Below are 22,269 nucleotides of genomic sequence, written 5' to 3' on the forward strand. Positions count from 1 at the left end.
AATTTGTGAAAACAAGAACTAGTTGATTTTCCCCTGAAACACCCCAAAATGGCCTGACCTAGGTTAGGGTAATTTATCTTTTGTTTTTGCTATGGTTTAGGCTTTTCATTGACTATGCAATTATTCCATTTTTCCAAACAGTACTTGACTGACCCTTTCTGTGTGTTAGAATCACTTATGATGAAACACCCTCTCTATCTTCTTATATACTCTTGCTTTCTGATATGTTCTGTGGTATAATTTCTTTGAAATCCAACGGGTTTCAATACTTCCTTAGAGGTATGGAAACTTGCGTCTCTTCGCAATTCCAATTTGATCATCGCAATCCCTCGTTTCAATACTTCCTTAGAGGTATGGAAACATGAATGAAGAATGTGTAGTGATACATGGAAACGGATTGTTTCAATACTTCCTTAGAGGTATGGAAACTCATCGTGAAGTACGATTCTTACACCCGCTCGGAACAGTTTCAATACTTCCTTAGAGGTATGGAAACAATGTTCTCCAGCAATACTCAAAATGCCAGATCGGGTTTCAATACTTCCTTAGAGGTATGGAAACCACAGCAGAACACAACAGAGAAAATACAAATCACAGGTTTCAATACTTCCTTAGAGGTATGGAAACCGTGAAAGGTGTAAAATGAAAGATACAAAAAGGTAAGTTTCAATACTTCCTTAGAGGTATGGAAACAACTTCGACGACATATCTCGTATTGCTGATGTTCTTGAGTTTCAATACTTCCTTAGAGGTATGGAAACGTATACTGAAGGGGATGAGCTTGTAAAGAAAGGCTTGTTTCAATACTTCCTTAGAGGTATGGAAACAAAGACGAAGAGACGGCTTTAAGCAGCTCTACCAGGTTTCAATACTTCCTTAGAGGTATGGAAACTGTGTCTGTGCCGACAGGCGCTGTAAGAGCAAGCGTGTTTCAATACTTCCTTAGAGGTATGGAAACTTCTTCTTGTAACCTTCCTTTCTCGTTCCAACTTTCCGGTTTCAATACTTCCTTAGAGGTATGGAAACTATATAAACGGTGTTTCCTTGTACGTTTCTTCAACTGTTTCAATACTTCCTTAGAGGTATGGAAACCCGTTGAATTGCCATAGCTGAACGTTGTATCTGATGGTTTCAATACTTCCTTAGAGGTATGGAAACTCACGATCGCTACATTCGTTCGGCTTTCCTTCCTTCGTTTCAATACTTCCTTAGAGGTATGGAAACATCCGAATGCTTTTGCGAAACTAGTCTCTCGGTGGCTGTTTCAATACTTCCTTAGAGGTATGGAAACCCATGGAGGTGAAAACTTTCTGGGAACTCCTAGAGAGGTTTCAATACTTCCTTAGAGGTATGGAAACTGGGGAAGGTTTTTCACCAACTCCCACACCTCCTCTAGTTTCAATACTTCCTTAGAGGTATGGAAACCCTCCTAAAGCAATTTCGAGCCAGTTTCGCGGAAAACTGTTTCAATACTTCCTTAGAGGTATGGAAACTTTCTACGTATTCTCCAGTTGAGAAACATTCCCAATTTTCAAGTTTCAATACTTCCTTAGAGGTATGGAAACATTCCTCCTGTGGGAGTTTGATACCAGAAAATTTCCCTCGCGTTTCAATACTTCCTTAGAGGTATGGAAACTAAGTCCCCTCTACGGGCATCATTGCGCTGTTCATGTTTCAATACTTCCTTAGAGGTATGGAAACTATATACTATGGGCAATGTTACAAAAGTGTTAACAAGTTTCAATACTTCCTTAGAGGTATGGAAACACCCTTCCGTCATCGGACCACTTAAAATTTTTCCCTATGTTTCAATACTTCCTTAGAGGTATGGAAACTCGCTTTCAAGAACGAAGACTGCGCCTCATAGGGATGTTTCAATACTTCCTTAGAGGTATGGAAACTCGTCCTCGACACCAACTACCTTCTCAGAAAGAACGTTTCAATACTTCCTTAGAGGTATGGAAACCAGCAACTTGGCGAGGTTGCAGTAAAACGTATCAGTGTTTCAATACTTCCTTAGAGGTATGGAAACAACGGGCGATTGAGGAGGAAATGAGATGATCGAATTGTTTCAATACTTCCTTAGAGGTATGGAAACATGAACTCGCTTGAACGAGCGTAGACAAGGATCTCGGTTTCAATACTTCCTTAGAGGATATGGAAACTATTCGCTAGGTCTATCTGTTGAATTGCTTGGAACGTTTTAACACTTCCTTTGATGTATAAAAACGAGGTACAGACACTCAGAGATAAGCAAGGTATGAAAGCAAAAAACAAAAAGCGGGGAATGATCCCCGCTTTGTTTGTTTTTAGAAGAGATCAAATGCTCCATATTTCTTCGAACGAATGGGGAGTTTCACAATATTCGCAGACAAATCGGCCGTTTTCATCTCTCACGAACGAGGGGGACACGTTCTCACCGTGTGCAGGATTTGTGATGCAGTTTTCGTTTTTGCATCGCAATTCTTCAAACCCGTATATGGTAGGCGGCAGTTTTATTCTGTACTTTTCCACAACGGAACTGTTCTTTATGATGTTCACGGTCGTGTTCGGAGAGATCGCTGCGAGTTTCTTTATCTCCTTTTTAGAAAGATATCGGTCGGGCAGACTGATGTATCCTTTGAAACTACCATCGCTCGACCTGAAGATACCATCTGCACTGTCCACATCGTAGAGTTTCAAAATCTTCCTTATTTTGACGATCGTGGCGTAAATCTCCTCAGGCGTTTTTCCTTTGGCGATATGGTCTATCACGGTTCCATTTTCTATTGGTTTTATTCCTCTCTTTCCGTCTTTTTGAACACCCTTTGTACCGTGCACAATAGGGGCTGGTATGATGAAATCTTCCTCCTTCTCCGGTGCTTTTTTCGACGTGTCGAAGGGAGCTTCGAGAGCCCCACCGAACATGGAAAGAAGCACTATCCTCACCCAGTAACCGTTTCTTGCCTGCGTTTCCCAGCCGTTCAAAGGAAGAGAGTCAAGAAAGTTCGGTATGGTCGGATACAGCTTGTGCCGTGGAAGTGGATGGTAGAACTTCACACCTTCTGGTAGTTTCTCGAGAAATTCTTTTTTGAACGTAACGGCTTCGCGCAAAAGATGAACCTTCTCAAGGATGTCTTCACCCATTCGTTCGAGTTGAAGCCGTGTGAAGTACCACATCTTTGCCACATCTTTCTGACTCAAATACTCTTCGATCGAAGAAAAGATTCTGACCTCAAAACCGTTTTTTTTCATTTTCTCGATGTAGTGTTCGGGCATCATGAGTTCTTCAGGAGCCACAAGATCCACCCTCACGTTTTTGAAGATCTTCAACCCGTTCACCTTTGAGTGGACCGTTCTTCCATGGAGCAGATCCCCAACGAGTGCCAGGTGTATGTAAGAGTTGTCGAAGTTGTTCTGTTCTAAAAATGTGTACTCGTCCAGAAGTTCCTGTGTGGGATGCTCGTGTTTTCCGTCCCCTGCGTTGATGAAAGATGGTATCTCTATGCCGTTTCTGAGAGCAAACTCAGAGATCCTTCTTTCAAGGAGCCTGCAGACTCCCTCGAGTCTTGTTCTTACCACGAATATGGAGTAGTCACTGTATCCTGTGAGCATGGCGAAGGTATCGGTGTAACTTTCCTGTTTGTTGAATGAGGAGTGTTCAGAATCGAAGATGTTCACCTTCACGTTCGGTCCGGCATGGAACTTGGCGGCGTTTATGAAAGACTCTTTTGTTCTGGTGCTTGGCTCGACGAAAACGATGTATATACCAACATTTCTCTTTCTTATCCTGAAATCTGACACATCCTCTCCACTGTACCATCGCTTTTTCAATTCCCTGGTTTTCTCGTAGAGAAACATCTGCTCTTCCACACTCAGATCTTCTATAACGGCGAGTGTTCTGCCGAGAAAATCCCTCTTCAACTTCAGCACCTCCCCTTGATAAAAAAACTCGCACCTAACGGTGCGAGTGTTCTACGGAGTATTTGAGAAACAGTGTGCCTTTTTCGTTCAATCTCGATATCTCTAGAAGTTTCAAAGTGAAAAAACCATCGAACTCGCTGAAAAAAGGCATCCCCCTTCCAAACACGTAAGGTTCAATGGTGATGAACATTTCATCCACCAGTTTTTCTCTCAGAAACTGAGTGAACACAGTCCTTCCTCCTATGACGGCCACCTCTTTGTATCCCCTTCCTTCGAGGAATTCTACCACATCCTTTGGTGATCCGTTGAAAAAGACAAGGGAAGGGTTGCTGGAGGTCTTTCTGGTTTTCGTCAAAACCACGTTCAGTCTTTCTGGAAGGGGCTTTCCTATCTCCTCGAAAGTGATCCTTCCCATCACCACGTTTCCAATCTCTGTGGTGACCTCTCTGAAGTGCTTTCTGTCCTCAGGAGAGTTCCATCCGCTAACCGAAGATGCGATCTTTCCAGAAAGATCCATGGCGAAGATAAGGATCACTTTTGCCACGGATCCCATTCTCCCGACAGATAAGAGTGGATGAACTGTGCTGCCCTTTTTCCTGCTCCCATGGCCTCTATCACCGTTGCGGCACCGGTCACTATGTCTCCACCCGCAAAGACACTCCTCACGCTGGTGGCTCCCGTGTCTTTTTCTGCTTTTATATAACCACGCTCGTTCAGTTCAAGGCCTGGAAATTCAGAAAGGAGCACCCTGTTTGGTCCCTGCCCTATCGCTTCTATCACCATATCGACCTCGAGAACGAAGTTACTCCCTTCCACGGGAACGGGCTTTGGTCTTCCAGATTTGTCCACTCCTTTGAGTTCCATTTTCACGCATTCCATTGCCTCCACGTTTCCGTTGGCATCTCCAAGGTATCGAACAGGAAGGGTCAGCCAGAGAAACTCTATTCCCTCCTCGAGGGCATGGTGGTACTCTTCTCTTCTTGCGGGCATTTCTTTTCCTGTTCTTCTGTAGACGATGTACACCTTTTCTGCTCCAAGTCTCAAAGCACTTCTTGCTGCATCCATGGCGGTGTTTCCGGCACCGATGACGGCCACTCTCCTTCCAACACGGATCGGTGTGTCGTAATCTGGGAAGAGATAGGCTTTCATGAGATTGACCCGGGTGAGAAACTCGTTCGCAGAGTAGACACCGTTCAGATTCGTTCCGGGAATTCCCATAAACTTTGGTGTTCCCGCACCGGTTCCTATGAAGATGGCATCGTACTCTTCCAGAAGATCTTTAACCTTCACGGTCTTTCCAATGACGGTGTTCAGAAAGATTTTCACACCGAGTTTTTCTATGTAGTTGACTTCCCTCTCAACGATCTTCTTTGGAAGACGAAACTCCGGTATCCCATAGACGAGAACGCCTCCTGGTTTGTGGAGTGCCTCGAAGACATCGACGCTGTATCCCATTTTTGCAAGGTCTGCCGCCGCTGTGAGCCCGGCGGGTCCAGAACCCACGATGGCGACTTTCTCCTTTCTCTGACCGGCACTTTCTTCCACTTTTTCTTCGAGGTTTTCGGCCGCCCAGTCTGCCACGAACCTTTCCAGTCTTCCTATCGCAACAGGTTCACTGTCCTTCATCTTTCCAACAACACAGCGAGACTCACACTGAACCTCCTGCGGACAGACCCTTCCACAGACGGCAGGAAGGTTGTTGTAACTTTTCAGTATCCTGTAGGATTCTTCGAGTCTTCCGTTGCGAAGTTCTCTTATGAAACCTGGAATATCGATTCCCACCGGACACCCGGACACACACGGATGTGTGGGGCATTGAAGACACCTCTGTGCTTCTGATACAGCCTCTTCAAGCGTGTAGCCGAGTGCGACTTCATCGAAGTTTTTCTTTCTCACATCGGGTGGTTGTTCTCTCATCGGGGTTTTTTTGCTCATTTCGTTTCACCTGCCGTTTTCAGAAATCTCTCATAGGATATCCTTTCCTGTTCTCTGTACTGGGCAAGCCTCTTTAGAAGTTCATCCCAGTCCACTTCTTCTCCTCTGAACTCTGGCCCGTCCACGCAGGCAAACTTCATCCGTCCCGAAACCGTCACTCTACAGGCACCACACATGCCGGTACCATCGACCATTATCGGGTTGAGAGAGACCCATATCGGAACACCGTACTCCATCGCCTTCAAAGTACAGAACTTCATCATGATGGTTGGACCTATCGCCCAGCAAACGTTGAAAGATCCTTCCTTGAAGAGTCTGTCCATTGCATCGGTGACGACACCTTTCATGCCCGCACTTCCGTCGTCCGTTACAAGAAAGACTTCGGAGATTTCCCTGAACTCATCCACCATGATCAGATAATCCTTCGTGCGGGCTCCAAGCACAGCCACTACCTCGTTTCCAGAGTTCTTCAAAGCCTTCGCTATCGGATAGAGTGTGGCTATTCCCACCCCACCGCCAACAAGAAGGACTCTGCCATAATTTCTGATCTCACTCGGGTTTCCAAGAGGACCCACCACATCCAGGATGGTGTCTCCCTCTTTTCTCAAAGAGAGTTCGTGGGTGGTCTTTCCCACAACCTTCACGACCATTCTGAAGAGTCCTTCTTCAGGCTTTGTGTCGGCCACAGTCAGGGGAATCCTCTCTCCCTTCTCATGGAGTCTGATGATGGCGAACTGTCCCGGTTTTGCCTCTTTCGATATCGAAGGAGAGTGGACCCAGAAATCGAAAACATCGAACGCAAGACGTTTCTTCGCCACGATCTCGTTCACAGTTTTCTCCCTCCATTGTTGATGAAGAATATCCTGTCGCACACACTCTTTATGTCTTCCTCTATGTGTGAAGAAACAATTATCGTGATGCCTTCTTCTTTCAACCTTTTCAGCAACTCTCTCACAACGGTTGCAGATTCCACATCCAGTCCACTGGTGGGTTCATCGAGAATCACAAGTTCGGGCTCACCAAGAAGAGCAACCGCTATTGCCAGCCTCTGTTTTATTCCCTTCGAAGCGTTCTGGACGATAGTGTTCAAAAAGGGTTCCAGCATGAGATCTGATATCAACGAATCTTTCAATTTAACACCCTTGAGTTGAGAAAAGAACATAAGGTTCTCGTAAACGGAGAGTTCCTCCAAGAGTGAGGGAAACTCCGGAACGAAGGCTATCTTTTTGCGGACGCTCTTGAGATCCTTGGGAACATCTTTTCCAAAGAGAATCAGTCTTCCCTCGTCTGGTTTTAAGATGGTCGCCAGGATCTTTAAAAGAGTTGTCTTACCAGCCGAATTCTTTCCAACGACACCGAGGGACTCTCCTTTTTTCACGTGAAGGGAAACACCTTCCAGTATCTGCTTTTTGCCGTAAGATTTTCTGATATTCTCCGCGATGACAGGTTCAACTATAATCCCATCTCCTTTCTTTCGTTTTCGTCTATGAGTGAGGCAAGTTCTGGCTTCTTGTACAATATCATCTCCACTGCCTTTCTGAAGAACTCTTTTTGATCTTCAGAAAATTCGTTGCTTTTCAGAGACCTCAGGAGTATCTTCAAAGACTTTTCGTTTGGTATGTGTGCCAGAACCATGGCCACCTGTTCGCAGAGTTCTTTTCTGTAGGAATCTTCGAACATGAGGTACTCCAGTTCCGGCAGGAACACCTCTCCCTCACCTATCTTTGCCAATGCTTCGTATATCACAAGCAAGGCCTCTTCTGAGTCGTATTTTTCCATGAGTTCGTAGAGGATGTTTTTCATTCTCTTTTCTCCCAGATCTCCAAGGATATCCACTATGTACAGGTTCGTGATGTCGTTCTTCTCAAAGCCCTTCTCTCTTCTTTTCTGTATTTCGTTGAAAAGAAATTCCCTCGCTTTGTCTCCGAATCTATAGAACACCTCCGCGACGATCTCTTTCACCTCTGGATCCTCGTCTTCCAGTAGTTCTATTAGTTTTGGAAAAGCCTCTTCACCTTTTTCTTTGATGATCCTCTCTATCAGTTCTTCTTTTTTTCTTCTTTCCTCATTCATTTGACACAACAACCCCTTCCTCTATTCTCAATTTTCTTTCAAAGGCATTCGAAAATTCCCTGTCGTGCGTTATCAGAACGATCACCTTGTTCAGTTTCTTCAATTCTTTCAAAACAGAGGCAACTTTTGCCTTGTTTTCTGTGTCGAGACTTGAAAAGCCTTCGTCTATGAAAAACGCATCGAGCCTTCCGGAAGCAACTTCTGCCAGAGACATCGCAAGAGAGATCGCTATCAGAGAACTTTCTCCTCCAGAAAGTCCACTTGCCATTCTCTCTGTCCCTCTATCGTATATAACAAATCCTTTGCCGGAAACAAAATCTATCTCGAATCGACCGTCTGTCAGCACTTCCAGATAGGAATTTGTTCGCTTCAGAACAGCTTCGAGTACCCTTTCTGTGAAGTACGAATAGAACTCGTCCTTTCGGAAAAGAAGTCGCTTCAAAAGTCCAAACTCTTCGAGTCTTTTTTTCAACTCGAGTAGTTTGCTTTCCAGTTCCTTTCTCTTTTCCTCTTTTGCCTTCACTTCCTCCAATATGTGCCGTATGATACCCTCTTCTCTGTTCAACTCGGAAAGTTTTTCTTTTATTTTCTCAAGATGATCCAGAATCTTTTTGTGTTCTTCCAGTATTTTCGGGCTCATACCCTTTTCTTTTTCGATGTCTTTTTCGAGAAGACGGATCTCTGTTTCAACGGCTTTCAGTTTGTCTTCTGCGTTCTTTGGTTCTTCGTTCACCAGTATCCTGAACTCTTCAACGCTTAGGCCTGCGTCTTCTAATCTTTTCATAAAATCTTCCTTCAGATGGGACAGTTCTGCCTTTGAATCTTCGAACTCTTTTCTTTTTGCCTCTATTTCATCCATGGTGTTTTTGATCTGATCATCTAATTGTTCGATCCTTGTTTTCTCCGAGGCTATCTTTTCTGAGAGAACTTTGCAGTTTTCTTCTAGCATTTCGACGGTTTTTCTTTTTTCTTTGATAGTTTTTTCCATTCCTTCTTTGTAGCCAAGTCGGTTGAGGTCTTCTTCCATCTTTTCTTTTTCTTTTTTCAGTTCACTCAGAATTTTTTCTCTGCTCATCAGAGATTCTTTTGTTTCCTCGATGGCCGATGAAAGATTTTTCTTTCTTTCTTCAAGGATCACAAGTTCGCTTTCCAGAGAAGACTTTCTCTTTTCTAGCTCTTCGAATTGTTCACGATCGAAATCAACTCTTTTTGCCTCGCCGTGGTACTCTCCACCACATACCGGGCATGTGTCTCCATCCTTCAGTTGTGAGGCTATTTGATACACCAGCCATGCGAGGTGGTTCTTTTTCAACTCAGCAAGGCTCTTCTTTGTTTCTTCAAGAACTGTCTTTTTCTCTTCAACGATACTCTCAATGCGGAGAAGTTCTCTTTCCTTTTCTTCCAGATCTTTGTGAAGCTTTTTCACCTCTTCTTCTGCTTGCCTTATGGCTTCAAGCGTTCTGATCATCTTTTCCAGAATCGGTCGTGATCTCTCCAGTATTCCCTCAGCCTCTTCCAACTCACGGCGAAGTTTCTTGGCCTGTTCTTTCTTGCGTGAAAGATCTTCTTTGTACAACAAAAGTCTTTTTGATGCGTTTTCTCTTTCTGTTTGAAGTTTTTTGAGGCGCTCTACATATTTGTTTATCTCATCGGAAATACGTTTTAGATTGCTTTCTCTGATGCGTAACTCTTCAAAGATGGGCTTGAGTTCCTTTGCCTTCTTTATTTTCCTTTCCTGTTTCACCTCTTCTTCCAGTTGCGTCTTTTCCTGAAGAAGTTCTTTCAGCCTTTTTTTCTTTTTCACTATCTCCTGGTATCGTTCAACAAGATTAGACAACCTTTTTTCTTCACTTCGAAGTTTTTCTTCTTCATCCAGAAGTCTTTTCTTCTCATTCAACAGATATGAGAGTTTTTTGTTCATATCTTCTAGTCTGTATTTGTCGAGGTAACTGATGATCTCCGAAAGAAGACTTTCGTAACCTGAGGTTTCCTGGTTCAGTTCGTTCATCTTTTTGTTGAGGGTGTCTTCCAGCCTTTTCAGAATGTCCTCGTCCAGGAAGACATCAGATATGATTCTTGATATCTCACCGGAAGTTGATTTTAGAAGTTCGTCGATCTTTCCCTGTGGGAGAAAGATCGTTTTCGTAAAGGTTCTGGAGTCCACCCCCAGGATCTCTTCGATTTTCTTTCTTACATCGTCCACCTTCACCGCCTGTCTTGCTTTCTTTCCTTCTTCGAGCACTTCAACGAGGACGGCAGAATGTTTCTTTCTTACACCAGATTCTATTTCTCTTAGGACTTCGTACCTTTTGCCTCCACGTTCAAAACGGAAGATCAACTGGGCCCTTCTTTCTGGAGATTCTGTGTTCACATAATCATAGACGTTTCTTCCGTACCTTATACCCTCTCCAAACAACGCAAAGGAAATGGCTTCGAATATCGAGGACTTTCCGGCCCCGTTTGGTCCCTCTATGATCGTGATACCTTTTTCGAAGTTTATATCCACGCTTTTCAAACCGAGAAAATTTTTGGCCACAAGCCTTTCAGGTCTCATTCCCTTTCACCTCTTCGAGTAATTCCTCAAGGAGCTTTATGAGATTCTCATGATTTTCCACGCGGGTCTTCACGTATTCTTTGAAGAGTTCAAAAAAGTCCAGCTTTGATATCTCTTCCCTCACGTCATCCACACCGCTTTGAAACACCTTTTCGATTCTTTTTTCTACCTTTACCACGTTGTCGATCTCACCCAGAAGTTCGTGAGCCATGTTGAGGGGATCTTCTTCGTAGGTGATCCTCACATAACCGGGAAAGGTCCGACAGAAATCTTTTATTTCCCTTCTGGCCGATGTGTCCAGCGTTCTGTAAAAGAGGGTTTTCAGGGGAAGCGGGTTGGTGTCGATCTTTCTGAATACAGGTTCGCTGCCTTTTTTCACGACCACAAGCACGGCACCTTTTTCATCCTTTTCCTCGCCGAAATCCAGCCTTATGGGAGATCCGGAGTAGATCATCAACGGTTGTTCCTGAACCACATGAAAACCATGTAAATGACCAAGAGCCACGTAGTCAGCAAAGAACGGTATGAGGTTTCGATTTATCACGACTTCTCTTCCCTGTTCAGCACCCGCGTAAGGTTCCAGTCCTTCCACCGTGAAATGACCCACGAACACGGCAAAATCCTCTTTGCCCGCCTCTTTGAGCTTTGCCAGTTTTTTCTCAAGCCACTGCCTGAAATCCCTTCCTCTGGAGATTTTCGCCTCGAGATCCTCTGATTCCTCTGGATATGGGAAGGGAAGGATTCTTACTTTCTGGCCTCTTCCTGCAACAACGTCCACGGGTTCTGGATATCTCAAAAAAACAAGGTCATCCGATAGAACCTGAAGTAGGTCTCCAAACGCCGTCAAGCCGCGCCAGTCGTGGTTGCCCAGAAGTACCACAACCGGTGCGATTTTCAGCATCTTCTTCAGAACTTCCATGACATCTTTTATCGCAAGAACACCAGGATTCGATCTGTTGTGAAGCAGATCCCCCGCCACCAGGAAGAGATCCACACCTTCTTTCCTTGCTTCTTCAATCACCCTATCCAGTGCTTCATTTATTTCGGCTCTGCGGTCCCTGGGTTTTGAACTGCTCCAGGAAGTGAGACCAAAATGCCAGTCTGCGGTGTGGAGGAGTTTCAGTTCTTCCAACTCAATCACCCTCCAGTTTTTTCTTGCACTCTTCTACGTAAAAATCTGCTATTTTCTTGATCTCCTCGTTTTCTGTCAGATTCGACGCTTTTTCGAACAGAGCAAGAGCCTCTCCATAATTGGCAAGTTTGTACAGATCCTTTGCCTCTGCAAGAAGGGATCGTGCTTTTTTCTCTCTCAGAAGGTCCATTCCCTCTATTTTCAGTCCCTCTTTTTCGACGTAATCGGCGAATTTTTCGTAATCGGAGAATATGTAGAGTTCGTAAGCCTTCACCAGTTTTTCGGTGTACTCAACCTTTTCGTTGAGTGTCCTGTAAGAAAAGTACGTGATGGTGAAAAGAAGTGCAAATACCGTCAAAACGACCACGTAGAACACGTCTTTTTTCACCCGAGCACTGCCTCCTTCAGAACATCAGTTATTTCCCTACAGAACACGATTTCCAGTCCGTTCAGAAACTCCTTTGGGATTTTTTCTACGTCTGGTCTGTTGCGCTCTGGAAGGATCACCTTTTTTATCCCTGCTCTCTTTGCTGCGAGGAGTTTTTCTCTGATTCCCCCAACCGGAAGCACTTTTCCTCTTAGGGTGATCTCTCCAGTCATCGCCACGTCTTTTCTCACTTTTTTCTTGGTGACGGCAGAGTACAGAGCCACCGTGATGGTAACACCTGCTGAAGGTCCATCCTTCGGCACGGCACCTTCGGGAACATGTATGTGTATGTCGTTCTTTTCAAAAACATCCCTGCATTCTTCTCCACACATCTTTCTTACCACACTGAGTGCGATTTTAGCGGATTCTTTCATAACGTCCCCCATGTAGCCTGTCAATACGAGATTTCCTTTGCCTGGGACAAGAAGACTTTCCACGATCAAAACACTTCCACCCACTGGTGTCCAGGCAAGCCCGGTGACAGCCCCCACCGTATCTTCCTCCAGCACGTCTTCTGATCTGTAAACAGCCGGGCCGAGTAGTTCCTCCACGTCCTTTGTTCCTATTTTCAGATTTTTCCTCTCTTTTTTTACAAGACTTTTTCTCACAACCTTTTCTATGATCCTTTCCAGATTTCTCACACCCGCTTCTTTTGTGTATTCCCTTATGATCTTCTTGATCGCACCGGGGGTGAATTCTATCCGGGACAGACCATATTGGTTTGCAATTCGTGGAACGATGTAGTCCTTTGCGATGTGGTACTTTTCCGGATCAGAGTATCCCGGTATCTCTATGATCTCCATCCTGTCTCTGAGGGCCGGTGGGATCGTGTGGAGTACGTTCGCCGTTGTGATGAAGAGGACCTGAGAAAGATCGAAGGGTATCTCAAGGTAGTGATCCACAAAATCTTTGTTCTGTTCTGGATCGAGAACTTCAAGAAGTGCCGAGGCAGGATCTCCCTGGAAACTGATACCCATCTTGTCCACCTCGTCCAGCAGGATGATCGGGTTTTTCGTTCCAACTCTTCTGATTATCTGGATGATCCTTCCGGGCATGGCACCGACGTAGGTTCGACGGTGGCCCTTTATCTCAGCTTCATCCCTCAGCCCTCCAAGGGACATTCTTCCGAATCTTCTTCCCATAGCCTCGGCTATGGTTCTTCCAAGGGAAGTCTTTCCAACACCTGGGGGCCCGACAAGACACAGAATCGGTGCCTTGAGATTCTTTGAAAATTTCCTTGCAACGAGGTACTCCAGGATCCTCTCTTTCACCTCTTCCAGACCGCAGTGATTCCTGTCCAGAATCTTTCTTGCTTCTTTCACGTCTATTCTGTCTTCCGTTGTAACGTTCCAGGGAAGGTTCAGCAGCCAGTCCAGATAGGTCCTCACGACGGTGGCCTCAGCACTGTAGGGGGACATCTTCTCCAGTCTCTGGATTTCTTTCACTGCCTTTTCTTTCACGTACTCTGGATAATCACCCTTTTCAACTTTTTCGTAGAGTTCCCTGATCTCTACCTCTTCTTCCGCACCCAGTTCCTCTTTTATAGCCCTGAGTTTTTCGCGCAGGACATACTCTCTCTGTGTCTTTTCTATCCTATCTTTTACCTTCTTTTCTATCTCCTCTTCTATTTCCAGTATCTCTATTTCCTTCACCAGAATGGAGAGGACCTTTTCGAGGCGATGCAAAGGATGGATCGTTTCAAGGAGTTCTTGCTTTGTCTCAAGGGGAACGGGTAGAATGGAAGCCACAAAATCTGCCAGCCTGTTTGGATCCTGCATTTCCTTCAACGTGACGAGGGTTTCCTGAGGAAACTTCCTGGTGAGGTTGAAGTACCTGATCGCTTTGTCCTTCACACTCCGCATCAGTGCTTCCAGTTTTTTTGTCTTCCGGTATTTCACCTTCAAGACTTCGAGTTTCACCAGGAAGAAAGGTTCTGTGGAGACGAATTCCTCCACGCGGGCTCGTTCCAATCCTTCAACCAGCACTTTGAAGGTGTCGTCGGGAAGTTTCATTATCTGAAGAACCTTGACGATCGTTCCCACTCTGTAGAGATCTTCAGAGCCCGGATTTTCAATGGACGGATCGATCTGGTTGACAACAAAAAGCAGTCTATTGTATTTTTCCATCGCCTCTTCGAGGGCAATGAGAGATTTTTCCCTTCCAACGTAGAAGGGAACGACAGTGTTTGGAAAGACTCCCAGACCGTTTCTCAGGGGAATACAGGGAAGGCTTTCTGGAATCTCTATATCTCGCTCCCGCTGTCTGGCGTATTTTTCAAGAACCTTGAAGCTCTTTTCCACCTCTTTCGACTGCTTCGACAAGATAGTTCACCTCCTCAGGTATTGAGATTTCCACGTTCCTGGAAAGTTCATCCGCCACCTCGATCTTCACCTTTATCGCATCTTCTGGCCAGAAGTTTTCAAACAGGTCTCCCCATTCTACAACCAGCACTCCTTCTTCACTCTCCAGCACGTCTTCAACGTCGAGAAGGAGAAACTCGGGATCCTCCACCCTGTAAAGATCAAGATGGTATATCGTTTTCGTTCCGGGGTAGACGTTCATGAGTGTGAAGGTAGGACTCCTTACAATGGATTCATCCAGTCCAATTGCCCTGACCATCCCCCTCACAAACGTTGTCTTTCCTGCGCCGAGTTCGCCTGACAGTACAACCACCTCTCCTCCTTTCAATGCCCCTGTCATCGCCTCAGCCAGTCTTTTGAGTTTTTCTTCATCGAGATGTTCAAACACGAGTTTTTTCATCTTTCATACCTCCATGTGTGTTGTACAATACATATTGAAGCATTCTTCCAGAAGGGGAAGGAACGGATGGTTTATGTTGGAACGAGCGGTTTTTCCTTTGAAGATTGGAAAGGAGTTGTGTACCCTGAGTATCTAAAACCCTCTCAGTTTTTGAAATATTACTGGGCGGTACTCGGTTTCAGAATAGTCGAGTTGAACTTCACATATTATACACAACCATCGTGGCGCTCTTTTGTGCAAATGTTGAGAAAGACCCCTTCCGATTTTTATTTTACCGTAAAGTTTCCGGGAAACGTGACACACGTACTCTGGAAAGAGGGAAAAGACCCGAGGGGCGAGGTTGAAAACTTCGTGGAAGAGTTGAAACCACTCATCGAAGAGGGAAGGTTGAAAATGACCCTTGCTCAGTTTCCGTTTTCGTTCAAATATTCTTCCAGCAACCTGGAGTATCTGAAACGATTGAAAGAGATCTTTCCCCATCATCTTGCGTGTGAATTTCGCCACAGTTCTTGGGACAGAGACGATGTGTATCATTTCCTGAAGGAACAGGAGATAACCCTTGTGATAGTGGACGTACCGAAGATTCCGGGTCTTTTTCCTTACAGACCCATTGTGACAACGGATTATGCTTACTTCAGGTTCCATGGGAGGAACGAACGCTGGTTTGAAGCAGAGGGAGAAGAACGGTACAATTACCTGTACAGCCGTGAAGAGTTGAGTTCTTTCCTGAGCGATGTACTGGATGTGTCTCAGAAGGTGAAGGAAACGTATGTTTTTTTCAACAACTGCTATAGGGGCCAAGCGGCGATGAACGCGCTTGAGTTCAAAAAGATGCTGGAGGAGAGAGTGTGAGTGCTCTGGATGATATACTGAACGTCCTTGAGGGATCCCAGGAAGACATCTTCGATCTCATGGAAAAACACATTCATCATCTCAGAAAGAAGTACTCAGATGAGGAAATTCACGAGGCGCTTCAGATGATACTGTTTGCCATGGAGATCTCACAAAAGCCGATCGTTCACCACGTTTTCGAGACTTTCCCCAGGGAAAAGAGAGTGTTTGTTGAGGACGAGATAACAAGAGAAGAGATCGAAGGCTTTCTGAAGGGAGAACTGAACGAACTGGATCTTGAAAAGAAAAACTGGTTTTGAGAGGTGAAACCATGAAAGCACTCATTCTGGCTGCTGGAAAGGGAACGAGGATGAAGTCCGCGGTACCGAAAGTTCTACACAGACTCTCCGGCAAATCCATGATAGAGTGGGTGATCGACACGGCGGGGAAAGTGGCCCAGGAAGTTGGTGTTGTTCTCGGTTTTGAGGCAGAAAAGGTCAGAAAACACCTTCCAGAATGGGTCAGGATTTTCATTCAGGAAGAGCAACTGGGAACAGCACACGCTGTGATGTGTGCAAAAAGTTTCCTGAAACCAGACGATGATGTTATCATCCTATACGGAGACGTCCCACTGATAAGTGAAAGCACCCTCAAGAGGATGATCGAAGAGCACAGAAAAGGAGCGGATGTCACGATCCTTGTGGCAGACGTGGAGGATCCTTCTGGATACGGTCGGGTTGTGGAGGACGGGGGAAGGTACAGGATAATAGAGGAAGTGGATCTTCCGGAGAATCTGAAAGGAATTAAAACGATCAACACGGGTTTTTACGTCTTTTCCGGCGAATTTCTGCTGAAAGTGCTTCCAAAGATCAAGAACGACAACGCGAAAGGAGAGTACTACCTCACAGATGCGGTGAACCTCGCCGAGAACGTTCGGGTTGTCAGAACAGCGGATCCTCTGGAGATCACGGGAGTGAACACAAGGAAGACCCTGGTCTGGCTTGAAGATCAGCTGAGAAGAAGAAAAATAGAAGAGCTTCTCGAAAATGGTGTTACGATACTGGATCCGAACACCACATACATACACTACTCGGTGGAGATAGGGATGGACACGATCGTATATCCCATGACCTTCATAGAGGGGAAAACGAAGATAGGTAAAGGCTGCGAAATAGGCCCTCTGAGCCGTATCGTAGACTGCGAAGTGGGAAACAACGTAAAAATAATGCGTTCAGAGTGCTTCAAAAGCGTGATAGAGGACGGCGTTTCTGTTGGACCTTTCGCAAGGCTGAGAGAGGGAACCGTTTTGAAGAAATTGTCAAAAATCGGAAATTTTGTTGAAATCAAAAAAAGTACAATTGGAGAGGGAACGAAGGCCCAGCATCTTAGTTACATAGGAGATGCTTACGTTGGGGCGAACGTAAACATAGGAGCCGGTACCATCACGTGCAACTACGATGGAAAGAGAAAAAATCCCACTTTCATCGAGGACGAAGCCTTCATAGGAAGCAACACATCACTGGTGGCACCTGTTCGCGTAGGAAAGGGAGCTCTCATAGGAGCCGGATCTGTGATCACAGAAGACGTTCCTCCATACTCTCTGGGTCTGGGAAGAGCCCGCCAGATCGTGAAAGAAGGGTGGGTACTGAAGAGAAAGGAGGAATGATATGTCTTTTTCAAACGAGATGAAGGTTTTTGCTGGAAATTCTAACAAGCCTCTTGCAGAGAAGATAGCAAGGTACCTGAATCTTCAGCTTGGTGACTGCGAGGTTGGCAGGTTTGCTGATGGGGAGATAAACGTCCGAATCAACGAGACAGTGAGAGGCCATGACATATTCCTCATTCAATCCACGTCTCCCCCGGTCAACGAAAACTTGATGGAGCTTCTCATCATGATCGATGCGTTCAAGCGGGCTTCAGCCAACACGATAGCTGTCGTTATTCCTTACTATGGATACGCAAGGCAAGACAGGAAGGCAAAGGGAAGAGACCCGATAAGCGCCAAACTGGTGGCAAATTTGATCACGGTGGCTGGTGCAACCCGGGTTCTCACGGTCGATCTTCACGCAGAACAAATTCAGGGATTCTTCGACATACCGGTTGACAATCTATGGAGTTATCCTGTGTTTGCAGAAGAACTTCAAAAAAGGGAGGAAATAGTCCCCGAAGAAACGGTGGTTGTGTCTCCAGATGTGGGTGGAGTAAGAAGGGCAAGAAGAATGGCAGAACGACTGAAAACATCCCTTGCCATACTTGACAAAAGAAGACCGAGTGACAATGTGGCGGAGGTTGTAAACATAATAGGAGAGGTGAAGGATAAAGTAGTTATCCTTTTTGATGATATAATAGATACTGCCCATTCGATAGTAAAGGGCGCTGAAGCTCTGAAGAAGGCCGGTGCGAAAAAGATCATCGCCTGTGCAACACACGGGGTGTTCTCGGAGAACGCCCTTGAAAGAATAGAAAATTCCCCGATAGATACCGTCTACATAACGGATACCATTTACCATGAAAGGCTACCTGAAAAGGTTAAGGTTATCTCGGTGGCAAACCTGATAGGAGAAGCCATCATGAGGATCAGAAAGCATCTGTCGGTGAGCATACTCTTCAGATGAAGACCTACAGGAGGGAGAAAAGATGGTAAGTCTAGAGGTCAGATTGAGAACACCAAAGGGCAAAAGAGAAGCAAAACGCCTCAGAAGAAGAGGAGAAGTACCCGCCGTTGTGTACGGACCCGCAACGGATCCTATTCCTGTGAAGATAAAAAGATCGCTGCTTGAAAAGGTCTTCCACACGATAACCGAAACCACTCCCATTCGTCTGATTATCAAGGATGATGAGGAGAAGACCGTTTCGGAAAAGACCGTGTTCTTGAAGATGATCCAGAGAGACAAGGTCTCCGAAGCGATCGTCCACGTGGATTTTTATGAACCTGTCAAGGGTCACAGGATGAGAATCAACGTTCCTCTCAAAGTGGTAGGAAAACCCGTCGGCGTGGAAAAAGGTGGCTTCCTCGAAGTCTACCATGAAGAGATCCCCGTTGAAACAGATCCCGACAGGGTACCACAGGAGATAGAAGTGGACGTTTCTTCACTGGATCTTGGAGATGTGATCCACGCAAGGGATCTGAAACTCCCAGAGGGCGTGAAATGTCTTCTGGAAGATGAAGAAGCAGTGGTATCCGTCCTTGTTCCTAAAGAAGTATCCATCGAAGAAGAAGAAGCGGTAGAAAAGGAAGAAGTAGAACCTGAAGTAATAAAGAAGAAGGAAGAAGAGGAAGAAGAGTAAATGGTCGCTGTGGGGTTGGGAAACCCAGGCCCACGTTATGCCTTCACAAGGCATAACGTGGGTTTCCTTTTTCTGGATTACTTGAAAAGCAAAGGCTGGAAGTCGGAGAAATTTTTCGAGTGGAACAGGGCAGAACTGGATGGCCACGAAATTGTACTTGTGAAACCGCTGACCTACATGAATCTCAGCGGTGTTGCTATGCCTTATATAATGCGTTTCTTTCAAGTGAACGTGGATGATATAATAGTAGTGTACGATGATGTGAGTCTAAAGCTTGGAAAGATCAGGGTCAGAAAGAAAGGTTCGGACGGTGGACACAACGGAATGAAGTCGATAATCCAGGCACTTGGAACACAGGAGATAAAGCGTATAAGAATCGGAATAGGAGAGAAACCAGAAGGAACAAGTTTGGTGGATTTCGTTCTGGGTGAGTTTTCAAAAGAAGAACTCGAAGTACTTCAGAAAGTCTTTGAACTTTCCAGAGATGCACTGGTGACAATTCTCAACGAGGGAATAGACAAGGCAATGTCCGTTTACAACTCCTTAGAGGTGAGAGTATGAAATGCATGAAATGTGGTCAAAAAGCTTCCCATTCTTATCAGATAGACTTTGATGGTGTAGAAAAAAAGATCTCTTACTGTAAAAAATGTGTAGCCGAAGTTCTGAGAAACAGTGTGCCTCTCAGAAAGATTGCTGGTGTTCCGGACGAGACCCTCAAAAAAGGAAGACATGTTTTTGAAGATGAAATGGTAGTTTTCGTAGAGATTCCTGTCTATGTGCTGGAGCAGATGTTTGGGAAATGGCATCCACAAGAAAGGGAGGTCCTTCTGAACGAAAGGAAAATAGCGTTTCTTGAGCGAAAATTGAAGGAAGCCATAAAAAATGAAGACTACAGAAGAGCGAGCCGATTGAAACAGCTGATCACTCAGATAAAGAGAAAGATGGATGTGAAATGAAAGCCCCTCAAGGGGGCTTTCATCTTTCTAGATAATCAAAGAGAGATTTCACACCGAAAAACCCGCCTGGTTTTTTGAGGACGATCTTTTCCCCGGGCTCAAGGAACAGGAAGTCGTCTTCTGGCAGTTCTTCTGAGAGAATCTTGATACCAAAAGCAGGCCTTTCTGCTGTTATTTCGATTTCGTTCTCTTTTTCAATCACCGAGATCTCTGGATCTATAATGTCCATTTCTCTCCATTTTTTCAGGATCCTGTAGTTCTTGAAAGATCTGCCTTCTACCTTCACTTCTACAAAGAACGCCAGATCGGCCGAAGTGGAAACGGTATCCACCAGGATCACTGAATCCGCTGGTAACGTGACATCGTAGAGGTTTTCAAAAATCAGATCTCCTGACATTCTGTAGGCTGCAAATCTGACACTGGCTTTTTTAAGCTCTCTGAGATCGCTCACAACAAAAAGGCCCACCCTGTCATCGATTTTCTTCACAACTGGAAGTACGTCTGCGAAAAACCTTCTTGCGTAATAGTACAATGCTTTTGGTCTTTTGAAATAATCCACGGCAGACCAGCTGAAAACAGGCCAACTGTCGTTCAATTGCCAGAAGAGCGTTCCTGCCGTTTTGTATTTTCTGCTTCTCCAGTGTTCCACGCCGAACTTGATCGCCTCTGCCTGATTGAGCTGGGACAGATAAACAAAACTTTCGAAGTCTCTGCAACGGCCAAAGTTTCCGTAGATGAACCTGATGAGTCTTTCTTGTCCTTCGACCTGCTTGTTGTGCTTCAACATGACCGGATGAAATAGATCTCTTTCATGTGGTTTTGAGAAAAATTCAATCGTCTTCATATGGGGGGCTCCCTGAAAACCGAACTCGCTTATGAACTTTCCGCTGTCTTTTTCGTAATGATCGTAGTTCATCCAGTCGCTCCATACGTTCCAGACGTGCCTGTCACCTTCTTTTTCACTGTTTGCCTTCTCTCCACCGTATGGACTGGAAGGCCAGTACGGAGTTGCGGGATCTTCTTCCGCACATATTTTGGGAAAGTCGAAGAGATAGAGTCTGTTTCCCAGATTGATGCCGTCCACCTTTCTTGACATGTTACCCCATTCGTCAAATCCCCAGTTGTTCTCGTTGTTGCCACACCACAAAACGATGGAGGGATGATACCTGAGCTTTCTCACGATCTTTCTTGCCTCATCGTTTGCTAGCTTTCTGAACCATGGCAGATGATCCGGATATTCTAAACATGCGTACATGAAATCCTGCCATACCATGATCCCAAGTTCGTCACACAGTTTGTAGAAATCTTCGCTCTCGTAGATCCCGCCACCCCAGACCCTCAACATGTTCATGTTGGCATCTTTTGCCATCCTTACGAGTTTTTCGTAATCTTCTGTTTTCAGCCATGTGAGGATGTTGTCGGCCGGTATCCAGTTCGCTCCCCTTGCGAAGACTTTCTCACCGTTGATCTCGAAGATGAAAGTCTTTCCTTCGCCGTCTGGTTCCTGTAAAATCCTTACCTTTCTCAAACCGATTCTTTTCTCTTCCCTGTATACTTCTTTTTCCGATTCTTTCAGAACGAAGGTGAAATCATAAAGGTACGGTTCTCCAACATTCCAGGGATACCAGAGTTTTGCGTTCTTCAGGCTGAAAACACCCTCGAAGAACTTTTCACCGTTTTTCTCCATCACCTGGTAACTTCCCATCTTCTCGCCGTTTACAAAGACATCGACTACAAGGTCCCCTTCTCCATAAACGAACCCGTTCACTTTCACCACGGCATCCTTTCCTTTCAGATCAACAAGGTAAGCAGTGGAATCCTGAAGACGGGCTTTTCTGTATGTTTCGATGTAAACGGGTCTCCAGATACCGCTTGTTACGATTCGAGCGCCCCAGTCCCACCCGTAGGAATACTGAGCTTTTCGAATGTAACCTCTGATACTGTCCTCTGGGCCACCCAGCACCCCATAATTTTGTTCAAGGGTCTTTGGAACTTTCACAGGAGACTTTATGAACACCCTGAGATGATTCCTTTCTTTTAGTACATCTTTGATGTCGAAACGATACTCCAGGAACATGTCCTCTGCGCTTCCAAGATACACGTCGTTCAGGTAAATGTCGGCCAGAGTATCTATCCCCTCGAAGACAAGGTCGACCCTGTCCTCGTCTGAGAGATCTTCCTGAAAGTTGAACTCTCTCTCGTAGATCCACTCTCTATCTTCGATTTCTTTGAAAAGATCTTCGTTGGTTCCCACATAGGGATGGGGAAGTAATCCCTCTCTGACCAGGTCAGCCTGAACGACTCCCGGGACAAGTCCCACAAGGGAGAATTCCCCCTTCGAATCTCTGATTTGCCATCTTCCATTGAGGTCGATTCGTCTCATAACTTTCCCTCCTTCCTTCTGAATGTA

19 protein-coding genes and 1 CRISPR repeat array are annotated in these 22,269 nt (G+C 45.3%); of the genes, 7 read left to right on the forward strand and 12 right to left on the reverse strand.

Going from position 1 to position 22,269, the window contains the following annotated elements:
* Positions 1-259 precede the first annotated feature (259 nt).
* Positions 260-2,230: a CRISPR direct-repeat array (repeat unit 30 nt; unit sequence GTTTCAATACTTCCTTAGAGGTATGGAAAC).
* 89 nt (positions 2,231-2,319) lie between these two features.
* The 11 genes from AS006_RS07550 to tsaE form a co-directional block, all read right to left on the reverse strand.
* Complete coding sequence (locus tag AS006_RS07550) at positions 2,320-3,903, reverse strand: bifunctional aspartate carbamoyltransferase catalytic subunit/aspartate carbamoyltransferase regulatory subunit (protein ID WP_101513758.1); 1,584 nt, start codon at positions 3,901-3,903, stop codon at positions 2,320-2,322.
* Positions 3,904-3,937: 34 nt separating this feature from the next.
* On the reverse strand, positions 3,938-4,456 hold the full coding sequence (folA, locus tag AS006_RS07555) for a dihydrofolate reductase (RefSeq protein WP_101513759.1): 519 nt from the start codon (positions 4,454-4,456) through the stop codon (positions 3,938-3,940).
* Positions 4,435-5,838: an NADPH-dependent glutamate synthase gene (gene gltA, locus AS006_RS07560; protein WP_101513760.1), complete on the reverse strand. Its 1,404-nt coding sequence runs from the start codon at positions 5,836-5,838 to the stop codon at positions 4,435-4,437. Before gltA ends, folA begins: the two co-directional genes overlap by 22 nt.
* On the reverse strand, positions 5,835-6,668 hold the full coding sequence (locus tag AS006_RS07565) for a sulfide/dihydroorotate dehydrogenase-like FAD/NAD-binding protein (RefSeq protein ID WP_101513761.1): 834 nt from the start codon (positions 6,666-6,668) through the stop codon (positions 5,835-5,837). The genes gltA and AS006_RS07565 overlap by 4 nt, the downstream gene beginning before the upstream one ends.
* The gene (locus tag AS006_RS07570) at positions 6,665-7,216 is read right to left on the reverse strand and encodes an ABC transporter ATP-binding protein (protein WP_233185694.1); all 552 of its coding nucleotides are present in this window, start codon (positions 7,214-7,216) and stop codon (positions 6,665-6,667) included. The genes AS006_RS07565 and AS006_RS07570 overlap by 4 nt, the downstream gene beginning before the upstream one ends.
* 74 nt (positions 7,217-7,290) lie before the next feature.
* Positions 7,291-7,911, reverse strand: coding sequence for a HEAT repeat domain-containing protein (locus AS006_RS07575; protein ID WP_101513763.1), 621 nt, complete (start codon positions 7,909-7,911; stop codon positions 7,291-7,293).
* Positions 7,904-10,465, reverse strand: coding sequence for an SbcC/MukB-like Walker B domain-containing protein (locus AS006_RS07580; protein ID WP_101513764.1), 2,562 nt, complete (start codon positions 10,463-10,465; stop codon positions 7,904-7,906). Before AS006_RS07580 ends, AS006_RS07575 begins: the two co-directional genes overlap by 8 nt.
* Entirely contained in the window at positions 10,455-11,606 is a 1,152-nt protein-coding gene (locus AS006_RS07585; RefSeq protein ID WP_101513765.1) for an exonuclease SbcCD subunit D, read from the reverse strand. Before AS006_RS07585 ends, AS006_RS07580 begins: the two co-directional genes overlap by 11 nt.
* Positions 11,599-11,985, reverse strand: a complete 387-nt coding sequence (locus tag AS006_RS07590) for a hypothetical protein (RefSeq protein WP_101513766.1) — start codon at positions 11,983-11,985, stop codon at positions 11,599-11,601. Before AS006_RS07590 ends, AS006_RS07585 begins: the two co-directional genes overlap by 8 nt.
* Complete coding sequence (lon, locus tag AS006_RS07595) at positions 11,982-14,345, reverse strand: endopeptidase La (RefSeq protein ID WP_101513767.1); 2,364 nt, start codon at positions 14,343-14,345, stop codon at positions 11,982-11,984. The genes AS006_RS07590 and lon overlap by 4 nt, the downstream gene beginning before the upstream one ends.
* Positions 14,299-14,784, reverse strand: coding sequence for a tRNA (adenosine(37)-N6)-threonylcarbamoyltransferase complex ATPase subunit type 1 TsaE (gene tsaE / locus AS006_RS07600; RefSeq protein ID WP_101513768.1), 486 nt, complete (start codon positions 14,782-14,784; stop codon positions 14,299-14,301). The genes lon and tsaE overlap by 47 nt, the downstream gene beginning before the upstream one ends.
* A 66-nt stretch (positions 14,785-14,850) precedes the next feature.
* Between tsaE and AS006_RS07605 the strand changes: the two genes are divergently transcribed.
* The 7 genes from AS006_RS07605 to AS006_RS07635 are packed head-to-tail and all read left to right on the forward strand — an operon-like array spanning position 14,851 to position 19,859.
* Entirely contained in the window at positions 14,851-15,636 is a 786-nt protein-coding gene (locus AS006_RS07605; protein WP_101513769.1) for a DUF72 domain-containing protein, read from the forward strand.
* Positions 15,633-15,935, forward strand: coding sequence for a hypothetical protein (locus tag AS006_RS07610; RefSeq protein ID WP_101513770.1), 303 nt, complete (start codon positions 15,633-15,635; stop codon positions 15,933-15,935). The genes AS006_RS07605 and AS006_RS07610 overlap by 4 nt, the downstream gene beginning before the upstream one ends.
* Before the next feature lie 11 nt (positions 15,936-15,946).
* Positions 15,947-17,281: a bifunctional UDP-N-acetylglucosamine diphosphorylase/glucosamine-1-phosphate N-acetyltransferase GlmU gene (gene glmU / locus AS006_RS07615; RefSeq protein WP_101513771.1), complete on the forward strand. Its 1,335-nt coding sequence runs from the start codon at positions 15,947-15,949 to the stop codon at positions 17,279-17,281.
* Position 17,282: 1 nt separating this feature from the next.
* Positions 17,283-18,230: a ribose-phosphate pyrophosphokinase gene (locus AS006_RS07620; protein ID WP_015919323.1), complete on the forward strand. Its 948-nt coding sequence runs from the start codon at positions 17,283-17,285 to the stop codon at positions 18,228-18,230.
* 22 nt (positions 18,231-18,252) lie between these two features.
* A complete protein-coding gene (locus AS006_RS07625; RefSeq protein ID WP_101513772.1) occupies positions 18,253-18,903 on the forward strand; it encodes a 50S ribosomal protein L25 in 651 nt (216 codons plus the stop codon).
* Positions 18,904-19,464: an aminoacyl-tRNA hydrolase gene (gene pth, locus AS006_RS07630; protein ID WP_101513773.1), complete on the forward strand. Its 561-nt coding sequence runs from the start codon at positions 18,904-18,906 to the stop codon at positions 19,462-19,464.
* Positions 19,461-19,859 (forward strand): UvrB/UvrC motif-containing protein, encoded by a 399-nt coding sequence (locus AS006_RS07635; RefSeq protein ID WP_101513774.1) that lies wholly within the window; start codon positions 19,461-19,463, stop codon positions 19,857-19,859. The genes pth and AS006_RS07635 overlap by 4 nt, the downstream gene beginning before the upstream one ends.
* A gap of 19 nt (positions 19,860-19,878) precedes the next feature.
* On the opposite strand, the gene AS006_RS07640 is transcribed toward AS006_RS07635, so the two are convergent.
* A complete protein-coding gene (locus tag AS006_RS07640) occupies positions 19,879-22,242 on the reverse strand; it encodes a glycoside hydrolase family 2 protein (RefSeq protein WP_101513775.1) in 2,364 nt (787 codons plus the stop codon).
* Positions 22,243-22,269: the final 27 nt, after the last annotated feature.

Origin of the sequence: Thermotoga sp. SG1 (assembly GCF_002865985.1) — a bacterium.
Taxonomy (GTDB): domain Bacteria; phylum Thermotogota; class Thermotogae; order Thermotogales; family Thermotogaceae; genus Thermotoga.